The sequence below is a fragment of the Massilia antarctica genome (assembly GCF_015689335.1).
GTDB classification, from domain to species: Bacteria; Pseudomonadota; Gammaproteobacteria; order Burkholderiales; family Burkholderiaceae_D; genus Telluria_A; species Telluria_A antarctica.
The window spans coordinates 282,511-302,639 of sequence record NZ_CP065053.1; the positions used below are offsets into that span (position 1 = coordinate 282,511).

At 61.0% G+C, this 20,129-nt stretch carries 21 protein-coding genes and 2 tRNA genes; 10 read left to right on the forward strand and 13 right to left on the reverse strand.

Translation table 11 applies throughout. The features are described from left to right. Nucleotides 1–48: 48 nt before the first annotated feature. Nucleotides 49–333: a hypothetical protein gene (locus tag IV454_RS01300; RefSeq protein WP_206089845.1), complete on the forward strand. Its 285-nt coding sequence runs from the start codon at nucleotides 49–51 to the stop codon at nucleotides 331–333. A gap of 7 nt (nucleotides 334–340) precedes the next feature. After that, nucleotides 341–955, forward strand: a complete 615-nt coding sequence (locus IV454_RS01305) for a hypothetical protein (protein ID WP_206089846.1) — start codon at nucleotides 341–343, stop codon at nucleotides 953–955. Nucleotides 956–1,013: 58 nt separating this feature from the next. Here the strand turns inward: IV454_RS01305 and IV454_RS01310 are convergent, their stop codons facing one another. The 7 genes from IV454_RS01310 to IV454_RS01340 form a co-directional block, all read right to left on the reverse strand. Beyond that, a complete protein-coding gene (locus tag IV454_RS01310; protein WP_054264238.1) occupies nucleotides 1,014–1,739 on the reverse strand; it encodes an ABC transporter ATP-binding protein in 726 nt (241 codons plus the stop codon). Then, nucleotides 1,736–2,509, reverse strand: coding sequence for an ABC transporter ATP-binding protein (locus IV454_RS01315; RefSeq protein WP_054264239.1), 774 nt, complete (start codon nucleotides 2,507–2,509; stop codon nucleotides 1,736–1,738). The genes IV454_RS01310 and IV454_RS01315 overlap by 4 nt, the downstream gene beginning before the upstream one ends. Nucleotides 2,510–2,530: 21 nt before the next feature. Further along, nucleotides 2,531–3,739: a branched-chain amino acid ABC transporter permease gene (locus IV454_RS01320; RefSeq protein ID WP_206089847.1), complete on the reverse strand. Its 1,209-nt coding sequence runs from the start codon at nucleotides 3,737–3,739 to the stop codon at nucleotides 2,531–2,533. 22 nt (nucleotides 3,740–3,761) lie between these two features. Then, complete coding sequence (locus IV454_RS01325) at nucleotides 3,762–4,691, reverse strand: branched-chain amino acid ABC transporter permease (protein ID WP_206089848.1); 930 nt, start codon at nucleotides 4,689–4,691, stop codon at nucleotides 3,762–3,764. 285 nt (nucleotides 4,692–4,976) lie between these two features. Beyond that, nucleotides 4,977–5,924 (reverse strand): 4-hydroxy-3-methylbut-2-enyl diphosphate reductase, encoded by a 948-nt coding sequence (gene ispH / locus IV454_RS01330; RefSeq protein WP_206089849.1) that lies wholly within the window; start codon nucleotides 5,922–5,924, stop codon nucleotides 4,977–4,979. Between the two features lie 47 nt (nucleotides 5,925–5,971). Beyond that, nucleotides 5,972–6,427 (reverse strand): FKBP-type peptidyl-prolyl cis-trans isomerase, encoded by a 456-nt coding sequence (locus IV454_RS01335; RefSeq protein ID WP_206089850.1) that lies wholly within the window; start codon nucleotides 6,425–6,427, stop codon nucleotides 5,972–5,974. 102 nt (nucleotides 6,428–6,529) lie between these two features. After that, a complete protein-coding gene (locus tag IV454_RS01340; RefSeq protein ID WP_206089851.1) occupies nucleotides 6,530–8,212 on the reverse strand; it encodes a hypothetical protein in 1,683 nt (560 codons plus the stop codon). A gap of 217 nt (nucleotides 8,213–8,429) precedes the next feature. On the opposite strand from IV454_RS01340, the gene radC reads away from it, so the two are divergent. From radC to rpmG, 3 genes are all read left to right on the forward strand, one after another. Next, a complete protein-coding gene (gene radC / locus IV454_RS01345) occupies nucleotides 8,430–9,104 on the forward strand; it encodes a RadC family protein (RefSeq protein WP_206089852.1) in 675 nt (224 codons plus the stop codon). Between the two features lie 145 nt (nucleotides 9,105–9,249). Continuing rightward, nucleotides 9,250–9,486, forward strand: a complete 237-nt coding sequence (gene rpmB, locus IV454_RS01350) for a 50S ribosomal protein L28 (protein ID WP_054264245.1) — start codon at nucleotides 9,250–9,252, stop codon at nucleotides 9,484–9,486. Nucleotides 9,487–9,496: 10 nt separating this feature from the next. Continuing rightward, complete coding sequence (gene rpmG, locus IV454_RS01355; protein ID WP_197422130.1) at nucleotides 9,497–9,667, forward strand: 50S ribosomal protein L33; 171 nt, start codon at nucleotides 9,497–9,499, stop codon at nucleotides 9,665–9,667. 73 nt (nucleotides 9,668–9,740) lie between these two features. Here rpmG and IV454_RS01360 read toward each other — a convergent pair whose 3' ends face one another. The 6 genes from IV454_RS01360 to IV454_RS01385 form a co-directional block, all read right to left on the reverse strand. After that, nucleotides 9,741–10,229 carry a low molecular weight protein-tyrosine-phosphatase gene (locus IV454_RS01360; RefSeq protein ID WP_206089853.1) on the reverse strand — a complete coding sequence of 163 codons (489 nt, stop codon included), beginning with the start codon at nucleotides 10,227–10,229 and terminating at the stop codon, nucleotides 9,741–9,743. A 226-nt stretch (nucleotides 10,230–10,455) separates the two neighbouring features. Continuing rightward, entirely contained in the window at nucleotides 10,456–11,667 is a 1,212-nt protein-coding gene (locus tag IV454_RS01365) for a DesA family fatty acid desaturase (protein WP_206089854.1), read from the reverse strand. 115 nt (nucleotides 11,668–11,782) lie between these two features. Then, nucleotides 11,783–13,096, reverse strand: coding sequence for a mechanosensitive ion channel family protein (locus IV454_RS01370; protein WP_206089855.1), 1,314 nt, complete (start codon nucleotides 13,094–13,096; stop codon nucleotides 11,783–11,785). Nucleotides 13,097–13,111: 15 nt separating this feature from the next. Next, nucleotides 13,112–14,428 (reverse strand): RsmB/NOP family class I SAM-dependent RNA methyltransferase, encoded by a 1,317-nt coding sequence (locus IV454_RS01375; RefSeq protein WP_054264250.1) that lies wholly within the window; start codon nucleotides 14,426–14,428, stop codon nucleotides 13,112–13,114. Nucleotides 14,429–14,440: 12 nt separating this feature from the next. Then, entirely contained in the window at nucleotides 14,441–15,058 is a 618-nt protein-coding gene (gene purN, locus IV454_RS01380; RefSeq protein WP_206089856.1) for a phosphoribosylglycinamide formyltransferase, read from the reverse strand. A 113-nt stretch (nucleotides 15,059–15,171) separates the two neighbouring features. After that, on the reverse strand, nucleotides 15,172–15,570 hold the full coding sequence (locus IV454_RS01385; RefSeq protein WP_206089857.1) for a barstar family protein: 399 nt from the start codon (nucleotides 15,568–15,570) through the stop codon (nucleotides 15,172–15,174). Between the two features lie 411 nt (nucleotides 15,571–15,981). On the opposite strand from IV454_RS01385, the gene IV454_RS01390 reads away from it, so the two are divergent. From IV454_RS01390 to IV454_RS01410, 5 genes are all read left to right on the forward strand, one after another. After that, nucleotides 15,982–16,515, forward strand: coding sequence for a glycine zipper 2TM domain-containing protein (locus IV454_RS01390; RefSeq protein ID WP_206089858.1), 534 nt, complete (start codon nucleotides 15,982–15,984; stop codon nucleotides 16,513–16,515). A 359-nt stretch (nucleotides 16,516–16,874) separates the two neighbouring features. Next, nucleotides 16,875–17,657, forward strand: coding sequence for a spermine/spermidine synthase domain-containing protein (locus tag IV454_RS01395; protein WP_206089859.1), 783 nt, complete (start codon nucleotides 16,875–16,877; stop codon nucleotides 17,655–17,657). Nucleotides 17,658–17,683: 26 nt separating this feature from the next. Continuing rightward, nucleotides 17,684–19,495, forward strand: a complete 1,812-nt coding sequence (gene tfpB / locus IV454_RS01400; RefSeq protein ID WP_206089860.1) for a type IV pilus assembly ATPase TfpB — start codon at nucleotides 17,684–17,686, stop codon at nucleotides 19,493–19,495. Between the two features lie 65 nt (nucleotides 19,496–19,560). Continuing rightward, a tRNA-Lys gene (locus IV454_RS01405) sits at nucleotides 19,561–19,636 on the forward strand. Between the two features lie 69 nt (nucleotides 19,637–19,705). Beyond that, nucleotides 19,706–19,781, forward strand: a tRNA-Lys gene (locus IV454_RS01410). The last annotated feature ends 348 nt before the right edge of the window (nucleotides 19,782–20,129 follow it).

The following is a 20,129-nucleotide window of genomic DNA, read 5'->3' on the forward strand; positions in this document are numbered from 1 at the left end:
TTAAAAATCTTGCAGCAATACGAAGATTGTCGTATAGTGGAGGCGTGGATGGGCTATAAAGATGCAAAGAAGAAAGTCATCGCCGCTTTGGCTTCGCGCGCCTTTTCTCACGAAGCCCGAGACGCTATCGAGGTCAAGAACCTGTTGCATATGGGGGCCATCACACCGGAGGAAGTAATTAGTCTGATTAAGTCCAGCTCGGGAACCGACCATTCGTGCAGCCCGCATCACCTTATAAAAGGTGTTGAGGTACACATAATCAAATGCAAAAAATGGTATATCAAGTTCTATTTTGTGGATCCGGATACCGTCTTCATCAGCGTACATCAGTGAGACAATTATGAAACTGTTAAACGTGGGCGACAAAAGCAAGGCGATTTGCTACAACTGCCAGGAGCTCGTATCTACGACCTACAGACGCAGGGATGTCCCCTTCAGCGATGGCGTAGGCCTCGCAAAAGATATCCTGGCTGGCGTTTGTGATCTCTGCGATCGCGTCGTGTCGACGCCTGCGCAATCGACTCCGGCCATCAAGGCGAGCCGCGACAAAGCGATGGTGCCGATTGAAGCGCAGCTCCCGGCGATCTATCTCGATGCCCTGGATTTGGCCTGTTACCGAATCGATTCTTCCGTGAACTCCGACTTCAGGAAGCGGCTGCTCATGTATTACGTCAGAAAATCCGCCAAAAATTCGACCGGGCCGGAGCAGCTGGTCAGCGCGCTAAGGAAAAAAGCCGAATTTGAAGTGGTAGCGGAACCGTCGCGAAAAAGATTGTCAATTAAAGTTTCGCAGCCTATGGCTGACGAAATTGCAGCTGTGATGAAAAGCACCAAGCTGAACAAGACCGACCTGATGAAATCGATTGTATTGCAGATCAATGAGGAGATCATCAAGCCCAAGGTGCCAAAACATATCGATGAACTTCAAACGTTAGCAATGGTCGCTCACTGCTAACTTGAGCTCCGGGGCGGGCTGCGAATGAGGAGTGACCCTGCTGCGCAGTGTCAGGCGCTTACTCTTCGCCCAGATACGCCGCCTTCACGCGCGGATCATGCAGCATGTCCTGCGCATTGCCGCCCATGATGATCGCGCCCGAATCCATCACATAACCGCGGTTGGCCGCTTCCAGCGCCAATTTCGCGTTCTGCTCCACCAGCAGCACCGTAATGCCCTGCTTGTGCACATCGCGGATCACTTCAAAAATCTTTTCCACCATGATAGGCGCCAGGCCCATCGACGGCTCATCGAGCAGCAGTAGATTCGGATGGCTCATCAAGGCGCGCGCCATCGCCAGCATCTGCTGCTCGCCGCCCGACAAGGTGCCCGCCATCTGCGCCGCCCGCTCCTTCAGGCGCGGAAACACCGAGAACCACTTTTCCACGTCCGCTGCGATCCCGGCCTTGTCGTCGCGCGTGTAGGCGCCCATCAGCAGGTTTTCGTGGATCGACATGCGCGTAAACACGCCGCGCCCTTCCGGCACCATCGCCAGCTTCTGCTGCACCAGTTCGAACGACTTGCTGCCCTTGAGCGACTGGCCCATGTAGCTGATCACGCCTTCGACCTTGCAGTCCGGCAGGGTGCCAGTGATGGCTTTCAAGGTGGTCGTCTTGCCGGCGCCGTTGGCACCGATCAGGGTCACCAGCTCACCCTTGTTCACTTCCAGGTCGATGCCCTTGACGGCCTTGATGCCGCCGTACGCCACCTTCAAGCCCTGAATTCTCAGAATGTTGTCGCTCATGCGTGAGCACCTCCGAGGTAGGCTTCGATCACTGCCGGATTTTTCTGTATGTCGGCCGGTAAGCCTTCCGCGATGGGTTTGCCGTATTCGAGCACGGTGATGCGGTCGCACAAGCCCATCATCAGCTTGACGTCGTGCTCGATCAGCAGCACGGTCTTGCCTTCCTTCTTGATCTTCACGAGCAGTTCGCGCAGGGCCAGCTTTTCGGTCGCGTTCATGCCGGCGGCCGGTTCGTCCAGCGCCAGCAACTGCGGATCGGTGGCCAGCGCGCGCGCGATTTCGAGGCGGCGCTGGTCGCCGTACGAAAGAAATTTCGAGGTCCGATTGCCGTACGCGCCGATTCCCACGAAGTCGAGCAACTCCTGCGCCCGTGCGCGGATCGCCGCCTCTTCCAGGCGCGCCGCCTTGTGCCGGAACACGGCGCCGAACACTCCCTGATGGGTGCGCACGTGGCAGCCGACCATCACGTTTTCCAGCGCCGTCATCTCGCCGAACAGGCGGATGTTCTGGAAGGTACGGGCGATCCCGGCCTTGGCCACGGCATGCGGGGCCGATGGCGAGTACGGTTTCCCGGCCAGCTCGAAGGTGCCCGTGTCCGGCTGGTACAGCCCGGTAATGACATTGAAAAAGGTAGTCTTGCCGGCGCCGTTCGGCCCGATCAGGCCGTAAATCTGGCCGCGCATGATCTTGATGCCGACGTTGGTCAGCGCTTGCAAACCGCCAAAGCGCTTGTTGACGCCGGAAATATTGAGAATGACTTGTTCGCTCATCTGGAATTCCTTACGCCGCCATCAGGCCGGCAACTCGCCGGATTTGTTGGTGTCGGCGGCCTCGGGCCGGTCTTCGTGCTTGGGGGCGGGCCACAGGCCGGCCGGCTTGCTGAGCATGATCCCCACCAGCGCCGAGCCGTACAAGCCCAGCCGGGTCACTTCCGCTTCGAGCAGCACCACGCCGAACACGGCCATCTGGAGCGGCTCGACAACGTAGCGCAGAATAAGGGGGAAAGTGGTCAGCAGCAAGCCGCCCAGTATCACGCCAGGAATGTGACCAATGCCGCCGAGCACCACCATCGCCAGCACGGCGATCGATTCGGTCAGCGAAAACGATTCCGGCGAAATAAAGCCCTCGAGCGAGGCGTACAAGGTGCCGGCCACCCCGCCGAACGAGGCGCCCATGGTAAACGCGAGCAGCTTGACGTTGCGGGTATTGATGCCCATGGCCTTGGCGGCGATTTCATCTTCGCGGATCGCCACCCAGGCGCGGCCCAAGCGCGAATGCTGCAGGCGCCCGGTGACGAACACGATGCCGATACACAAAGCGAGAAACAGGAAGTAGTACACGTTCACAGACGGCATGCTGAAGCCGCCGACGACGACGTTCGCGCCCGCCCCGGCTTCGCCGGCCAGGGACACGCCGAAAATGCGGATCGGATCGATCATGTTGATGCCCTGCGATCCATTCGTGAAATTGATTGGCGCATTCAGGTTAACCATGAAAATGCGGACGATCTCGCCGAAGCCCAGGGTCACGATGGCTAGGTAGTCGCCGCGCAGCTTGAGTGTCGGCATGCCCAGCAGGGCGCCAAAGAAGCCAGCCGTGGCCGCCGCGATGGGCATGATCACCCACAGCGACAGGTGAATCCCGCTTTCGCGGATTTGCGGTCCCATCAAGGTGACCAGCCATTCGCCCAGCCGTGGGAACTCGTTGACCACCGATTCGAGCAGCACGGCAAATTGCGGCGAGGCCAACAGGCCGGTGACGTAAGCGCCGACGGCAAAAAAGGCGATGTAGCCCAGGTCGAGCAGGCCGGCGAAGCCGACCACAATGTTCAGGCCCAGCGCCAGCATGATGTACAGCAGGGCGAGGTCGACCATGCGTACCCACGAGTTGCCGTAGTGCTGGGCGATAAAGGGAAAAGCCAGCAACACCACCAACAGCACGGCCACGTTGATGCGGGCCTGGCGCGGATGGGCGTCGAAATCGAAGGAGAGGAGAGCCATGATGTTCCTTTTCTATACCCGGTCAGGCGCGGTCGGCGACGCGTTCGCCCATGATGCCGGATGGCCGGATCGTGAGCACGATAATCAGGACCACGAAGGCAAAGATATCCTGGTAATGGCTGCCGAGAAAACCGCCAGTGAGCTGGCTGAGATAGCCGGCGCCCAGCGCTTCGATCAAGCCGAGCAGAATGCCACCAAGCATAGCGCCGTAAATATTGCCGATGCCGCCCAGCACTGCGGCCGAAAAGGCTTTCAAGCCAGGCAAAAAACCCATGGCGAATTGGATCGACGAATAGTTGGCGCCCCACATCACGCCGGCGACTGCGGCCAGCGCCGCGCCGATGGCGAAAGTAGCGACGATGACCTTGTTGGCATCGACCCCCATCAGGCCGGCCACCCGGGGATTTTCCGCAGTGGCGCGCATCGCGCGGCCCAGCTTGGTTTTCTCGACCAGCATCACCAGCGCCCCCATGCACAGCAGGGCCAGGGCCAGCAGCAGCACCTGGGTCTGGGAAATCACTGCGCCGGCGATATGAATCGGCTCGCTCGATAGCAGTTGTGGGAACGGCAGCGGGCTAAGGCCCCACACCTTCATCGCAAACGCGTTCAGGAGGATGGAAACCCCGATGGCGGTAATCAGCGGAGCGAGGCGGGGCGCATTGCGCAAGCGGCGGTAAGCGACCCGCTCGATGAGGACATTGACTAGCATGCAGGCCGGAATGGCGCCGATGATGGCGATGGCCAGGTTGGCATAGCCGGGCAAGCCAGGCACGGCCCAAGCCAGTAATTTCAGGATGGACAGGCCGACCATGGCGCCGATCATCAGCACGTCGCCATGGGCGAAGTTAATCAGGTTGAGCACCCCGTAGACCATGGTGTAACCCAGTGCGATCAGGGCGTACATACTGCCGAGCACAAGGCCATTGAGAATTTGTTGGATAAAAATATCCATAATGTTCGCCTCATTTCAATTCGATCTAACAAAAACGGCACCCGGAGAAACCCCCGCAGTGCCGCTCCTGGCCTGATGCCGCCAATTCACAAACCCCGCCTCCCCTGGCCATGCGGGGATGACGGTTTTTCATGTCTCTGCTGCCACCGCGCGTCCTCGGTACGCACATGACGTCCCGATGACAAGCATTCCGAGCGTCGTCATCATAACGAGGTTTGGAAAAAACTAATATCGGAAAATCACAGGTGTTCCGAATTTAATTTTGACAAATGGCCATGTCCTGGGTTATGCAAGCCCGGCCTTGACACTGTCGAGTCCCTTGGGCAGGGGGAAGGTGACATGCTCTTCCACGCCATCGAGCGCGCGCACGCTGCGCGCCCCCAGTTCCTTGAGGCGGTCGATGACGGCCTGGACCAGCACTTCGGGGGCCGAGGCGCCGGCCGTGACGCCGATGCGCAGCTTGCCGACCAGCCATTGCGGATCGATCTGGGATGCATTGTCGACCATATACGCCGGCGTGCCCTTCTTTTCCGCCACTTCGCGCAGGCGGTTCGAGTTCGAACTGTTGGGGCTGCCGACGACGATCACCACGTCCACCTGGGGCGCCATGAACTTCACCGCTTCCTGGCGATTGGTGGTGGCGTAGCAGATATCGCCCTTCTTCGGCTCGATGATGTTCGGGAATCTTTCCTTGAGCGCGGCGATGATGTCGGCCGTGTCGTCCACCGACAAGGTGGTCTGCGACACGTAGGCGAGCTGGTCAGGGGTCTTGACGTTCAGATTGGCCACGTCGGCCACCGTTTCGACCAAGTGCATGCCCTCTTCCGTCTGGCCCATGGTGCCTTCGACTTCCGGATGGCCGTCGTGGCCGATCATGACGATTTCGCAGCCCTGGCGCCGCATCTTGGCAACCTCGACGTGCACCTTGGTGACCAGGGGACAGGTCGCATCAAAAATGGTCAGGCCGCGCGCTTCGGCTTCGGCACGCACTGCCTTGGACACGCCGTGGGCGGAAAACACCAGGGTGTTGCCGGGCGGGACATCATCGAGTTCCTCGATGAAAATGGCCCCCTTGCTGCGCAAGTCGTCGACCACGTAGGCGTTGTGCACGATTTCGTGGCGCACATAGATCGGCGCGCCGAATTGTTGCAGGGCGCGCTCGACGATTTCGATCGCGCGGTCGACGCCGGCGCAAAAACCGCGCGGCTGGGCCAGGAGAATTTCGCTGTCCATGGTATGCCTCTGTATTATTTATACAACAGTTATATATACAACACTCATTAAAGTACGGAAATCAGCCGAACTTCAAATTGCAGTGACTGGCCCGCCAGCGGATGGTTGAAGTCAAACGTCACCGCCTCCTCGCCGAACTGGCGCAGCACGCCGGCAAAGCGGCCGCCGCCCGGCGCGGCGAAGTCGACCAGGTCGCCGACCTTGTAGTCGGCCCCGGGGGCCGAGTTCTCGTCCAGGGTGGCGCGCGAGACATCGCGCACCAGTTCCGGGTTGCGCTCGCCGAAGGCTTGCGCCGGGGCCAGCTGGAAGGTTTCGTGCGTGCCTTCCGGCAGGCCCATCAGGCAAGCTTCGAGAAAGGGCGCGAGCTGGCCGCTGCCCATCATCAGGGTGGCCGGATTGCCGGCGAAGGTGGTGATGAGATCGGTGCCGTCCAGGGTAGCCAGGCGGTAATGCAGGGTCAGGTAAGCCGATTCGGTAACGACGGCGGGGGAAGTAGTGGACATGGTATTCATCGAGGCGTGCAAAGCGCCATTGTAAGCCACGGTGGTCGAAACGGCCTCGCCTGCCCGCATTTGATTGCAGGCAGGCGGGCCAGCGCGGGCTGTTCAGCAGCCGCAGCCGTAGCCAAAGTTGTCTCTACCAAGCAACTTCCAGCTGCCGTTGATGTTGACCAGCACCAAGCGGTACCAGCGGTCGTCGGTGCTGGTGGGCCCCTCCAGATGGCCCGGGCCTTTGCCCTCCCCTTCCCATACGGCCAGGTCGGCAATGCCATCGGCGTCGATGTCGTAATACAAATGCGTGCCGCGGATAAAGCCCGTTTTGGCACGGTCGAGCGTCATGGCCGCTTCCCTGTGGGCCGCCGCGCCGGGCGGCAGGTCGACCGTGGTGTAGAAGGCGTACAGGCTGCCGGGAGGATTGTGGCCCGTTTTTCGCGTGGCGGCGGCCTCGCTGCCGAAGTAGCGCCAGGGGCCGGCATCGGCGTCGCCGAACGCGAAGCCGGGGGTCCAGCCGGCGCACTCGGGTTCGTCGGCATAGCGCCACAGGGTTTCAGTTTTGCGCAGCACGCTCGGCACGGCGCGCAACTGGCCGTCGCGGTTCAGCTGGACCCGCACCACCGAACGCACCAGGGCATCGGTGCGGCTGAGCATATCGTACAAGCCCGGCGAATAGTCGTCTTCGGCCAACTGCGCCGGCTTGGGGCGCGCATTGACCAGTTGCCGGAAAACGATGCCGAAACGCCCACTGGCTTGCTCGGCGGTCGCGTTGGGCGGTGCTATTTGCTCGTCGGACCGGAACAGCGAAGGCTGCACCTCGATAAATGCCAGCGCGCCGATCAGGGCCACAATGCGGGACGCGCCCGCGCTCTCGCTGGCGTTGTGCTGATCGTCCCAGAGACCGAGCGAATCGCCAAGGTCGGTGGCAATCTGCCCGGTTTCCTGCTCGCGCGTCAGCAGCGCTGGCGCATCGATTTTCCCAAGTGCCCGCAAACGGCGGGTTTCCTTGCTCAATACGGTGTACTGCAAGGCGCTGCGCTGCAGGGAGGACCAGCTTGCATAGGGGACCGGCTTGCGGCCGTGCGTGCCCAGCGCGAGGTGGGCCTTCATCCGCTCCAGCGCCTCGTTGCGCGGGAAAGGCCCCTGCTGGGGCAGCGTCGGATAACGCTTCTTGAGGTAATCCGCGTACTGTTCCAAGGCACTCCAGCTCGGTTGCAGCCAGAACACGCGTTCAGGATCGTAATCGGCTGGCAAGGGATCGGTGTCGTAGAGCCGCTGGCCCTGCACATTGGCCAGAATGACCGGCGTACGCGCCAGGTAGCGGCACGCAGTGTAGCCGGCCGCGCCGGCGACGGAGCGCACTTCGCAGTAGCCGCTGGCGCCATCTTCACGCACCAGCGTGACCACGGTGTTGAGCGGCAGGCGGGTCACGGCGGCGGACGTGGGCAGAGGCGCCGCGTGCAAGGTCAGCGCGCTGCCGCTCACCCAGCGCCGCGCCGCGTCCACCCCATCCACACCGGCCAGCGAGCGCGCCACCGGCTTGGCGCTGAGGAACTCACACGCCACATAGCCCGCCGTGCCCACGCCCGATGCCGCGCAAAAGCCATTGACCGGGGCGATGCCGTCGAGACTCATCTCGGTGCCGCGCAGCAGGATCGTCCGGACCTTGCCATCCGGGCCGGGAAAGGCGCGCAGGCGCACGTCGTCGGCGCTCACCCAGCGTTTGGGCGAGTCGGATGCTGCCTGCGCGGTCCCCGCAAGCAGGACGATTCCCCACATGGCCAATGTTCGCATCGCGCTTTCCTGTCTGGTCAATGATTTTTCCGGTGGCGCACACGCCATATGGTTCCCGCCGCTTGTCACGCCGGGATCAGTACCGCGCGCGATAGCACGCCGATAATGGCGTGTCATGCAGCGGTTCGACAACGGGGCCGGACCAGGTGTGGACGGCATCCATTGTAATTCCCTCCACGTCGATTATGTTGCTCATTTACATCAATCTGGAGACACGATGGGAATCAAGGACTGGCCCGAACAGCAGCGTCCGCGCGAACGGCTCATCAGCGAGGGGGCGTCCGCGCTGTCCGATCCGGAATTGCTGGCCGTGTTCCTGCGCGTGGGCGTGCGCGGAAAAAGCGCGGTCGAACTGGGCCGCGACATGCTGAGGCACTTTGGCTCGATCAACGGCATGTTCGGCGCCAGCCTGGTGCAGTTTTCGGCGATGCACGGACTGGGCCCGGCCAAATTCGCGCAATTTCAGGCCGTGATGGAACTGGCCCAGCGCGCCATCGGCGAGCGCCTCGAGAGTGGACAGATCCTCAGTTCGCCGGAGACGGTGCGCCAATACCTGCGCATGCAGCTGGGCCGCCAGCCGCACGAATCCTTCCTTGTGTTATTCCTGGACGTCAAAAATCGCCTGATCGCCTGCGACGAAATGTTCCGCGGCACCCTGACCCACACCAGCGTGCATCCGCGCGAGGTGGTGAAGGCGGCGCTGGCCCGCAACGCGGCCAGCATTTTGCTGGCGCACAACCATCCGTCGGGCACGCCGGATCCCAGCGAAGCCGATCTGCTGCTCACCAAGGCCCTGGTGCAAGCCCTGGCGCTGATCGATGTGCGCGTGCTCGACCATTTTGTTGTCGCCGGCCCCCATGTGCACTCGTTCGCCGAGCACGGCCAGATGTAAGCCTGCCCCACAGGAACAGCCCCGTCTAATTGTTAAATTTATCTAGTTATGAGACACAATTGTTTTTCACAAGTCATTGATTTAGCTTCGCTTTTCACGCTATACTCTTGTTTTTCCAATTTTGGATATCTTCAAGGAGTGCGCTATGGCACGTGTTTGCCAAGTAACTGGCAAGGGCCCGATGGTTGGTAACAACGTCTCCCACGCTAACAACAAAACGAAGCGTCGTTTTTTGCCTAACCTGCAAAACCGTCGTATTTTTGTGGAATCGGAAAACCGCTGGGTCTCCCTGCGCCTGTCCAACGCCGGTCTGCGCGTAATCGACAAAGTCGGCATCGATGCCGTGCTGGTCGACATGCGTGCCCGTGGCGAAAAAGTTTAATTAGGGAGCTATCATGGCAAAAACTGGCCGCGACAAAATCAAGCTGGAATCGACCGCAGGTACGGGTCACTTCTACACCACCGATAAAAACAAGCGCACGATGCCTGCTAAAATGGAGATCATGAAGTTCGATCCTAAAGCACGCAAGCACGTGATGTACAAAGAAACCAAGATCAAGTAATCCGCGATCCCGATTTCAGTACCGAAAGAGCCGCCCACGCAAGTGCGCGGCTCTTTTGTATTGCGGATCCTGGTCAGTCCCTGCCGATGCGCTCGCGCAGGCTGGCGATCAGGCCATCCGAAGCGTCTTCGATATAGTCGAGGACCAGTTCGAAACCATCGACCTCGCCGCCGTACGGATCGGGCACGACGTCCGCGTCCGAACGCGTAGCGAATTCCATCAGCAGGCCGATCTTGTGCTGGAAGCGCGGCGGGCAGGCGGCCTTGAGCATGGCCAGATTCTGGCGGTCCATGGCGTAGATATGATCGAAGTTCTCGAAATCGGCCTGCGTCACCTGGCGCGCGCGCTGGCCGCTCAGGTCGATGCCGCGGCGGGCGGCGTGCTCGCTCGAACGCGGGTCGGGCGCGTGGCCGGTGCGGTAATCGGAGGTGGCGGCCGAATCGATCAGCAGGAACGGTTCGAGGCCGGCCGCCGCGGCACGGCTGCGGAACACGCCTTCGGCCGTCGGCGAGCGGCAGTAGTTGGCCATGCAAACGAACAGGATGGCGATTTTTTTGGTCATGGGGTTTTCCGACGATGAAGGAGTGTAGATAGCCAGGTCTTCTCACCGATGGCCGTAAACGTCAGAACCGTCATTCCCGCGCAGGGCTAGGCGCCCCCACGGTAATCCAATTTCCTCCGCGTATCAGACAGGCCTTGGATTCCCGCCTGGCGCGGGAATGACGGTTTCGAGGGCGGCGGGATGAATGCCGCCAGTTCCATGCCAGCGGCAACAGCGACGCCGGTTCTTACGCGTAGCTGCGCAGACGCAGCGAAAACTCTTGGAGCGATTTGATACCCGACGCTTCGGCGCGTGTGCACCAGTCCTGCAACTGCTGCAGCAACTGGTCGCGCGTGAAATGCGAACGTTCCCAGATCGCGCCCAGCTCCACCCGCATCTGGTGCATCGTTTCGAGCGCCTTGCTGTGCTGGAACAACTCAACCAGCTGCTGTTTCTGCGGATCTTCCAGCTTGCCCGGCTCGCGCTGCAGCAGCTTGCGCGAGGACTTCAGGAAGCGCGCTTCCAGCTCGGCCTTGTGCTTGAGGTGTTCGAATTCGTCGCGCCACGCCTGCTTGACCGACTTGGCGTATTTCGCCATCACGTCATAGCGGTTGGCGATCACCGACTGCAAGGTATCGAGGTCGGCGACCATCTTGCCATGTTCGAAAGCCGGCTTGGGCGCGACTTTCTTCACCTTGGCCAGGCCCAGCGTTTCCAGCACGCGGATATAGAACCAGCCAATATCGAATTCATACCATTTCGACGACAGCTTGGCCGACGTCGCAAAGGTGTGGTGATTGTTATGCAGCTCTTCGCCGCCGATCAGGATGCCGAACGGGATGATGTTGGTGGCCGCGTCGGCACAGTCGTAATTGCGATAACCCCAATAGTGGCCGATGCCGTTGATGATGCCGGCCGCGGTAATCGGAATCCACGCCATCTGGATCGCCCAGATGGTCACGCCGATCACGCCGAACAGCGCGAAATTGATCACCAGCAGGGCAGCAACGCCCTGCCAGCTGAAACGGGTGTACAGATTGCGTTCGATCCAGTCGTCCGGCGTGCCGTGGCCATACTTTTCCATCGTTTCCAGGTTTTTCGATTCGGCGCGATACAGCTCGGCGCCTTCAAACAAAACCTTGCGGATGCCGCGCGTGACAGGGCTGTGCGGATCTTCGACGGTGTCGCATTTGGCGTGGTGCTTGCGGTGAATCGCGGCCCACTCCTTGGTGACCTGGCCGGTGGTCAGCCACAGCCAGAAACGGAAAAAATGACTTGGAATCGCATGCAGGTCCAGCGCGCGGTGCGCCTGGTGGCGGTGTAAATAGATGGTGACGCTGGCAATCGTGATATGGGTCACGATCAAGGTGTAAATCACGACTTCCCAGCCGGACAAGCCAACCAGGCCCGTCGTCATAAAATCGAGCACAGCGTTCAAGGTGGTGCTTAACAAATTCATTCCCGCTCCAAAATGGTTTTCGTTGCCGTCTAGACCATGCCACATGGAAATGATCTAGTGGGCCATTTTACGACGATACCGTACCGCACGGTACGATTGTCACCAATCATTTCAATTACGGGCGAGAAATTCCAGCCAGAACCGACACCATCTGGGCATCGAGCAGGCGAGTGTCGCGCGAAGGATACGCCAGCTTGATCTGACCGGCCTGGATCAGGGCGTAAATCTTTTTGTTTACCTCAGACAAAACGCCGCCACGACCATTTTCCGGGTCGCTGATCCAGAAGCCCAGTTCCAGGTCGTAGCCGTCGGCGCCGAACCTGGTCAGCGAGACACCAGGCGCCGGATCGTCGAGCACGCGCTCGACCCCGTGCGGCTGCTGTTCGAGCAGCGGCATCACCACATCGAGGTCGCTGTCGTAGGCCACGCTGAGCGTGGTGGCCACCCGGATCGAGCGGTGCGACAGCGACTGGTTCTGCACCGGCCCGGAAATGAGCATTTCATTTGGCAACACCGTCTCGACCCCATCGAGCCCTTCCAGGATGGTGTAGCGGGTATTGATATGGGTAACCTTGCCGGTGAATTTATCGACCGAAATCATGTCGCCGATGGCAAGACTGCGTTCGAGCAAGATGACAAAGCCCGACACATAGTTACTGGCGATCTTTTGCATACCGAGGCCGAGGCCGACGCCGAGCGCGCCGCCGAACACCGACAGCACGGTCAGGTCGATCCCCACCAGTGTCAGGCTGCCGAGCACGGCAATAATGATCAGCACGGCCCGGCTCATGCGGCCGATCACGGCGCGCGACGAGGTATGGATGCCCTGCACGCCCATCAGGCGCTCTTCCAAGGATGCGCCGGCCCACAGCGCCAGCATCAGCAACACCACGACGGAGACGATGGCTTGCAGGATCGCGGCCATCGAGACCTTGTTTTTGCCGAGCGGCAGCTTGGTATCGTCGAGGAACTCGAACACATCCGGCCAGAGCCCGGCGATGTACAGCGCCACCGCCAGCCAGACCAGCATGGCGAAGATTTTTTCGAAGGTGAGAATGGCGGCGCCGACCGGGCCGTGGCGCGCGAATACGCGCCGCATCAGGTAAAACGCCAGGCGGATCACCGCCAGCGAAGCGAACAGCGGCAGCGCCAGGCGCAGCAAGTGCACATTGTAGCGTTGCGATGCGAACAACCATCTGGCCAGCGCCAGGAAACCCACCACCGCCAGCGGACTGAGCACATAGGAGAAACTTTCCACCCCCATCTGCACCACCCCGCCGCCGGTGCGCCCGCGCAGCCAGGCACGCCGGATCGCGTACCCCAGCCCCCATCCCAGTACGATACACGCAGCGATGGCCCCGGCCTGGTACAGAAAGCTGGGCTTGTCGAAATCCTCGATCAGGTCGGACAGTACGTTCGATAAGGGCATGGGCTGCGCAGGGCTTTATTCGTCGGCGTCGGCGTCGATCTCGTCGGCCGGCTTGTCTTTCGGTGGTTTCGGGGCCATCGGCTTGCGCTCCATCACGGCGGCGAAAAAGCCGTCGGTCTGGTGCTTGTGCGGCATCAGCTTGAGGTAGTCGCCCATCTCCAGATCGATTTTTTGCTCAGCCAGCACTTTGCTCATCGGCACCAGGTCGAACTCTGGATGGGCCGCCAGGAATTGCGTGACGATGAAGTCGTTCTCTTCGTCCAGCAGGCTGCAGGTGGCGTACACCAGGCGACCGCCGCCCTTGAGCAGGCGCGCCGCGCCGTCCAGGATCGAGGCTTGCTTTTCCTGCATTTCAGCGACGGCTTCCACTTTCTGGCGCCATTTCACGTCCGGATTGCGGCGCAGGGTACCCAGGCCCGAGCAGGGCGCGTCGACCAGCACCCTGTCGATCTTGCCGGCCAGGCGCTTGATCTTGGCGTCGCGTTCGTGCGCGATCTGCACCGGATGCACGTTCGACAAGCCGCTGCGCGCCAGCCGCGGCTTGAGCTTGGCGAGGCGCTTTTCGGAAATATCGAAGGCGTACAGGCGACCGGTATTGCGCATCAGCGCGCCCAGCGCCAGGGTCTTGCCGCCGGCGCCGGCGCAGAAATCGACCACCATTTCGCCGCGCTTGGCGCCGACGATCTGGCTCAATACCTGGCTGCCCTCGTCCTGCACCTCGATCGCGCCGCTTTTAAACAGCGGCAAGTTTTGCAGGGTCGGCTTTTTCAGCACGCGCAGGCCGAGCGGCGCGTACGGCATCGGCAAGGCTTCGATCGGCGCTTCGGCCAGGCCGGCGACGACTTCATCGCGCGTGGCCTTGATCGAATTGACCCTCAGGTCGAGCGGGGCCGGCTGGTTCAGGGCATCGGCCAGGACCAGGGTTTCGGCTTCGCCGTACTGGGCCACGAACTTGTCGAACAACCACTTTGGCAGGTTCGAGCGCATTTGCGGCGGCATCAGGTTGCGGTCGATTTCCTTGATACGGGTAAGGAATTCGGTTTCTTCTTCGGTCAGGCCGCCCAAGGAATCGGCGCCGACCGCTTCGGCCAGGCCGAGGATGGTCAGGCGGCGCATGGTCGGGCTGGCGCCCGCTTCGGCGAAGTCGGTAAAGAAGGATTTGTTGCGCAGGATGGCGTAAATGCCTTCCGCCACGGCGCCACGCTCGCGCGAGCCCAGGCGCGGATGGTCTTTGAAGTAGCGCGACAAAGTGGTGTCGGCGGGCGCCGAAAAACGCAAGATCTCGCGCAATACTTCTTCCGTATTGGCGAGTATCGCTGGTGGCAATCTCATGGTATTCCTTGGTTAATTATTTGTTGGTTCGGCGATGCGAACGTCGCCGTTGTCGATGCTGAGCCGGTCCTCGACGAACAGGCGGATCGCGCGCGGGTACAGGCTGTGTTCCTGCACCAGCACGCGCGCGGCCAGTGTGTCCGCGGTGTCGCCCGGCAGCACCTCGACTTCCGCCTTGAGCACGGCCGGGCCGTGATCGAGTTCGGCGGTGACGAAATGCACCGTGGCGCCGTGCCTGGCCACGCCGGCGTCGAGCGCCTGCTGGTGGGTATGCAGGCCGGGAAACAGCGGCAGCAGCGAAGGATGAATATTGAGCATGCGCCCGTCGTAATGGGCGACAAAGCCTGGCGTGAGGATGCGCATGAAGCCGGCCAGCACCACCAGGTCGGGCGCAAAGCGGTCGATGGTTTCCTGCAGGGCAGCATCGAAGGCTTCGCGCGTGGCGAATTCCTTGTTGGCGACGACGGCGGTCGGGATGCCGTGCGACTGGGCAAATTCAAGGCCTTTGGCGTCCGCCTTATTGCTGATGACGGCCGCGATGCGCGCCGGCCACTGCTCTTCCCGAGCAGCATGGACGACGGCTTCCATGTTGCTGCCGCGCCCGGAAATGAGGATCACAATGTTTTTCATAGCGCGCATTGTACCCTGAGCGGCTGGCCGGACCAATAAACCGGGATACAATTGTTGCAGCGCAGCACGAACGCCGTGCCGGAGACAAGGCGCCGCTGCGCGCCGGCGTGCGCTTACTCGAAGGAGTAGAACACGCGGAACGGGACTTTTTTCTCGGCCCAGAAGTCGGCCGAATCGCGGAACACGTCAAGCAGGGTTTCGCGCGCTTCCTTGTCGAATTTCTGGGTATTCGGCAATTGTTCGAGCACGACGATAAAGCCCGGTTGCGGCCCGGCCTTGCCGATGGTGTCGGTCAGGCATTCGCGCAGGGCGTCGAAATTCTTGCCGCAAGGCTTGGGAAAGTAAAAATTCTCGGCGATGCGGCCGCACACCTGCTGCTTGGTCAAGGTATCGGCGCAATGCGCGTACAGGAAATGCTGTCCCAGGCGGACTGCTTCTTCTTGCAGTTCCACTACACGGAAGGCACGGATGGACTGCACAAGATTGGGCGGCACTGTAATCAACAAACTCATTTTTCCCTCAAGTCGTCCTGGTGTGGTCGGGTGCATTTCAGTTCTATTGTTGCCGATGCGTCGCGTTTACCGGGAAAAACGCCGATCTCCTGCTACCGTTGCCACCCGCCAATATACCCCCTAATCGTATAAGGGTAACGTTTTGTGGTTACTGAATCAACCCGAATGTGATTTGAACCACAATATTTGTAATAAATCAGATCGAATTCTGTAGAAACCCTCTAATTTACAAGACGCGCGGGAAGCCTGCCCGGCCATTCTGCGACCTGGCGCGGCGGGTGTTCTCCGCTGTTACAAATTGTTGCCATGCGGATTTCACAGCGCGGCCTGACAGGAATACCATGTCATGGTGGTTCTCAGTGCGGAACTCAGAGCCCTTTCACATGTCTAACCCTACATACGAGGTATCCCATGAACATGCATACCAAACTGATCGTGACGGCACTGGGCATCTGCGCTCTGCCGTTCGCCCAGGCTAGCGAATTCGCCGATTACGGCCGCGTCGTCCGTGTCCAGCCGCGGGTCGAGCAAGTCCGCCAGCCGCGTGAAGAATGCCGTACCGAATACGTGCAGGTACCGGCGCAAGCGCACCAGCAAGACCGCAGCGCGGGCGGCGCCATCATCGGCGGCATTGCCGGCGCGCTGCTGGGCAATCAGGTCGGCGGCGGCAGCGGCCGCGCGGTGGCCACGGCGGCCGGCGCGATTGCCGGTGCGGTCGTTGGCGACCGGGTCGACAACAATGGCCGCGCCGTGCAGAGCCAGCCGCAGTACCCGCAGGAACAAGCCGTGCGCCAGTGCCGCATGGTCGACGCCTACGAGTCGCGCACCACCGGCTACGATGTCACCTACGACTACCGCGGACAGACTTACACCAGCCTGATGGACCGCGATCCCGGCCAGCGCATCCGCCTGCGCGTGTCGGTCGAGCCGGAACGCGCGCAGTAATTTGCAGCGGCTGACCGCGGCGCTTCGCGCGCCCGGCGCCGACGGGGCCGAGTCACCGCCGCCCTTGGGCTGGCGGGGCTCAGCTAACCGTCGCCCCCGCGCAGGCCAAGGCCCAAGTCACCATCGCCCCCCCCCGGCACGTGGGTCCCAGGCAACCGTCGCCCCCGCGAAGGCGGGAACGCATGCGTTCCCTCCAAGTTAAAAGCCGGCCTGCCCCTCTCCGGAAACGTTTCCCCGCCCAGGTCCGCCTTGGCGCGTGGTCAACGACTCCCACGATAGCGCCATTCCGTCCATCCCCGCATTTCGCTTGCACTCCGGTAAGCCCTCCATCGATAATGGGCGATCGAATCAGGCGTCCTATGCTCATCAAACGAAAATCCATCGAACAGGCCGAATCCTCGCGCCGCCCAGCCCGTAAGCCAAAATTTGCGCCCGTGACCTTATCCGAGCAGGATGGCGTGCGTTACCTGCACTTCGGTACCGAATGGGTCCAGGGCGCCATGCGCATCCGCAAACCCGACTGGCCCGAGCTCGAATACGCGCAGCAAATGATGGCCTGGATGCTGTTCATCGAGGCGCCGCGCGCCATCGTCCAGCTCGGCCTGGGCACCGCAACCCTGACCAAATACTGCTACCGCAGCTTCCCCGAGGCAAAGGTGACGGCGGTCGAACTCAATCCCTCCGTGATCGCGATCTGCGCCTCGATGTTCAAGATGCCGCCCGAGGACGAACGCCTGCGCGTGCTGGAAATGGATGCGCTCGACTTCGTCAACGATCCCGCCAACGCGGACGCCTTTGACGTGCTGCAATGCGACCTGTACGACGCCACCGCGCGCGGCCCGGTGCTCGACACGCCCGAGTTCTACCAGGCTTGCAACGCCTGCCTGCGCGACGGCGGCATGATGACGGTCAATCTGTTCGGCGATCATCCCAGCTTTGCGCGCAATATCAAGGCGATGAAATTCGCCTTCGGCCATGTGATCTGCCTGCCGGAAGTCCACGACGGCAACATCGTCGCCCTGTGCTTCAAACAACGCCCCGTCATCGATCCGGAAGCGCTCGCTGCGCGTGCCGCGCAAATCGCGACGGCGACCAAATTGCCAGCCAAATCCTGGGTCAAGGGCATGCTGGCGGCCAAGTAATTGCACTGCCCTAGGGAGAAAACGGATTGAACGCAGAACATACGGCCACCAGCGCGGCGCCCAAGCGCAGCACCCCCAAGTCGCTCGACCTGCAAGCCATTTTTTCGTGGCTGCTGTCCGATGGCATCGTGGAAAAAGTCAACGTCAAGGGCCATTATGCCCAGGCCCAGGGCATCCTGAAGTCGGCGGCCGGCTCCATGCATCCGCTCTCGGCCGTGGCCCAGTGCAAGCTGGTCTCCGCCCTGCCCCCGCACAAGCTGCTCACGCTCGACGTGCTGACCGAATGGGCGGCAGGCAAGGTGCGACTGCCCTTCATTCGCATCGACCCCCTGAAAATCGACTTCACCAAGGTCGCCGACGTGATGACGGCGAGCTACGCGGCGCGCTTTAACATCCTGCCGGTCGAACTGAGCGGCTCCAAGCTGGTGGTGGCCACCGCCGAACCGTTCTCGGTCGAGTGGGAAGCCGAGATCATGAAGGTGTCGCGCCGCAAGATCGAGCTGGTGATGGCCAACCCGCTCGAAATCTCGCAATATATTTCGCAGTTTTTCAGCCTGGCCAAATCGATCAAGGACGCCAACAAGTCCAAGGGCCAGGATCTGGCGCTGCGCAACAACTTCGAGCAACTGGTCGAACTGGGCAAGTCGAACAAGCTCGACGCCAACGACCAGCACGTGGTCAACATCGTCGACTGGCTGTGGCAGTACGCCTTCGAACAGCGCGCTTCCGACATTCACCTGGAACCGAAGCGCGAGATCGCCTCGGTGCGCTTCCGGATCGATGGCGTGCTGCACCAGGTGTACCAGGTGCCGGCGGTGGTGATGATCGCCATGACGGCGCGCATCAAGCTGCTCGGGCGCATGGACGTGATCGAAAAGCGCCGTCCGCAGGATGGGCGCATCAAGACGCGCACCAGCGGCGGCCAGGAAGTCGAGCTGCGCCTGTCGACCATGCCGACCGCCTTCGGCGAAAAGCTGGTGATGCGGATTTTCGATCCGGAAGTGGTGGTCAAGACCCTGCCCGAACTGGGCTTTCCGGCGGACGACGCGGTGCGCTGGGATGGGCTGACCACGCGGCCGCACGGCATCATCCTGGTGACCGGGCCGACCGGCTCGGGCAAGACCACGACCCTGTACACGACGCTCAAGGCGCTGGCCACCACGGAAGTGAATGTGTGCACGGTGGAAGACCCGATCGAGATGGTCGAGCCTTCATTCAACCAGATGCAGGTGCAGTCGGGCCTCGACCTGGGCTTTTCCGACGGCGTGCGCGCGCTGATGCGGCAAGATCCCGACATCATCATGGTCGGCGAGATCCGCGACCTGGCCACGGCCGAGATGGCGATCCAGGCGGCCCTGACCGGCCACCTGGTGCTGTCGACCCTGCACACCAACGATGCGCCCTCGGCCGTGATGCGGCTGCTGGAACTGGGCGTGCCGCACTATCTGCTGGAAGCGACCCTGATCGGCATCATGGCGCAGCGCCTGGTGCGCACCCTGTGCCCGCTGTGCAAGGCGCCCGGCGGCGAACTCAACGATGACGTGTGGGACAGCATCGGCGGCTCCTGGAACATTCCCAAGCCGGAGGTGGTGTACCGTCCGATCGGTTGCCCGGAATGCCGCCAGACGGGTTTCCGCGGCCGTACCGGCCTGTATGAACTGCTGACGGTCACCGAAGGCTTCACCAACATGATCGGCAAGCAGACCGACCTGGCCGCCCTGCGCAAGCAGAGCGTGGACGATGGCATGAAACCGCTGCGCATCGCGGGCGCGTACAAGATTATCGAGGGCTTGACGACGGCCGACGAAGTGCTCAAGGTGACGGCCAAGCTGACCTGAACAACAGCTGTTGCAAAACTTCCTAGCGGAAATCGAAATCGCCAGCTATAATATTGCCTCTTTCGGGGTCGTTAGCTCAGCTGGTAGAGCAGCGGACTTTTAATCCGTTGGTCGCAGGTTCGAATCCCGCACGGCCTACCACGAATTCGCAGTAAGCAAATCGAGCAGTTGCGAGCGATCGCCACTGCTTTTTTTGATCGGTTTTACCTTGGGTCGTTAGCTCAGCTGGTAGAGCAGCGGACTTTTAATCCGTTGGTCGCAGGTTCGAATCCCGCACGGCCTACCAAGATGCATCAAAAAAGCCCACGAACTTTGGTTCATGGGCTTTTTGCGTTCTCGGTACTATTTCTTGTTGGGTGTAGGTTTATGGACAGGGAGCGTGGGATGCTTCGGTTTGGTCGGCGGATTCACATGGTGGCGTCGATCATCGCTACCATCTTCTTTCTTGGGCTTTGGACCTGGGTTAATATCGTTTGGCATGTTTCATCCTATAAAAAATGTAAATTTTAATATTGAATTATGAAACAATTTCAGCGTGGCCAAAGCGACTCACTGACCACAAGTTACGAAATTGGGTTGATTTGCCATAAATCAATAGCACTTCCAATAATTCCGCCGGCATCGGATGAACACC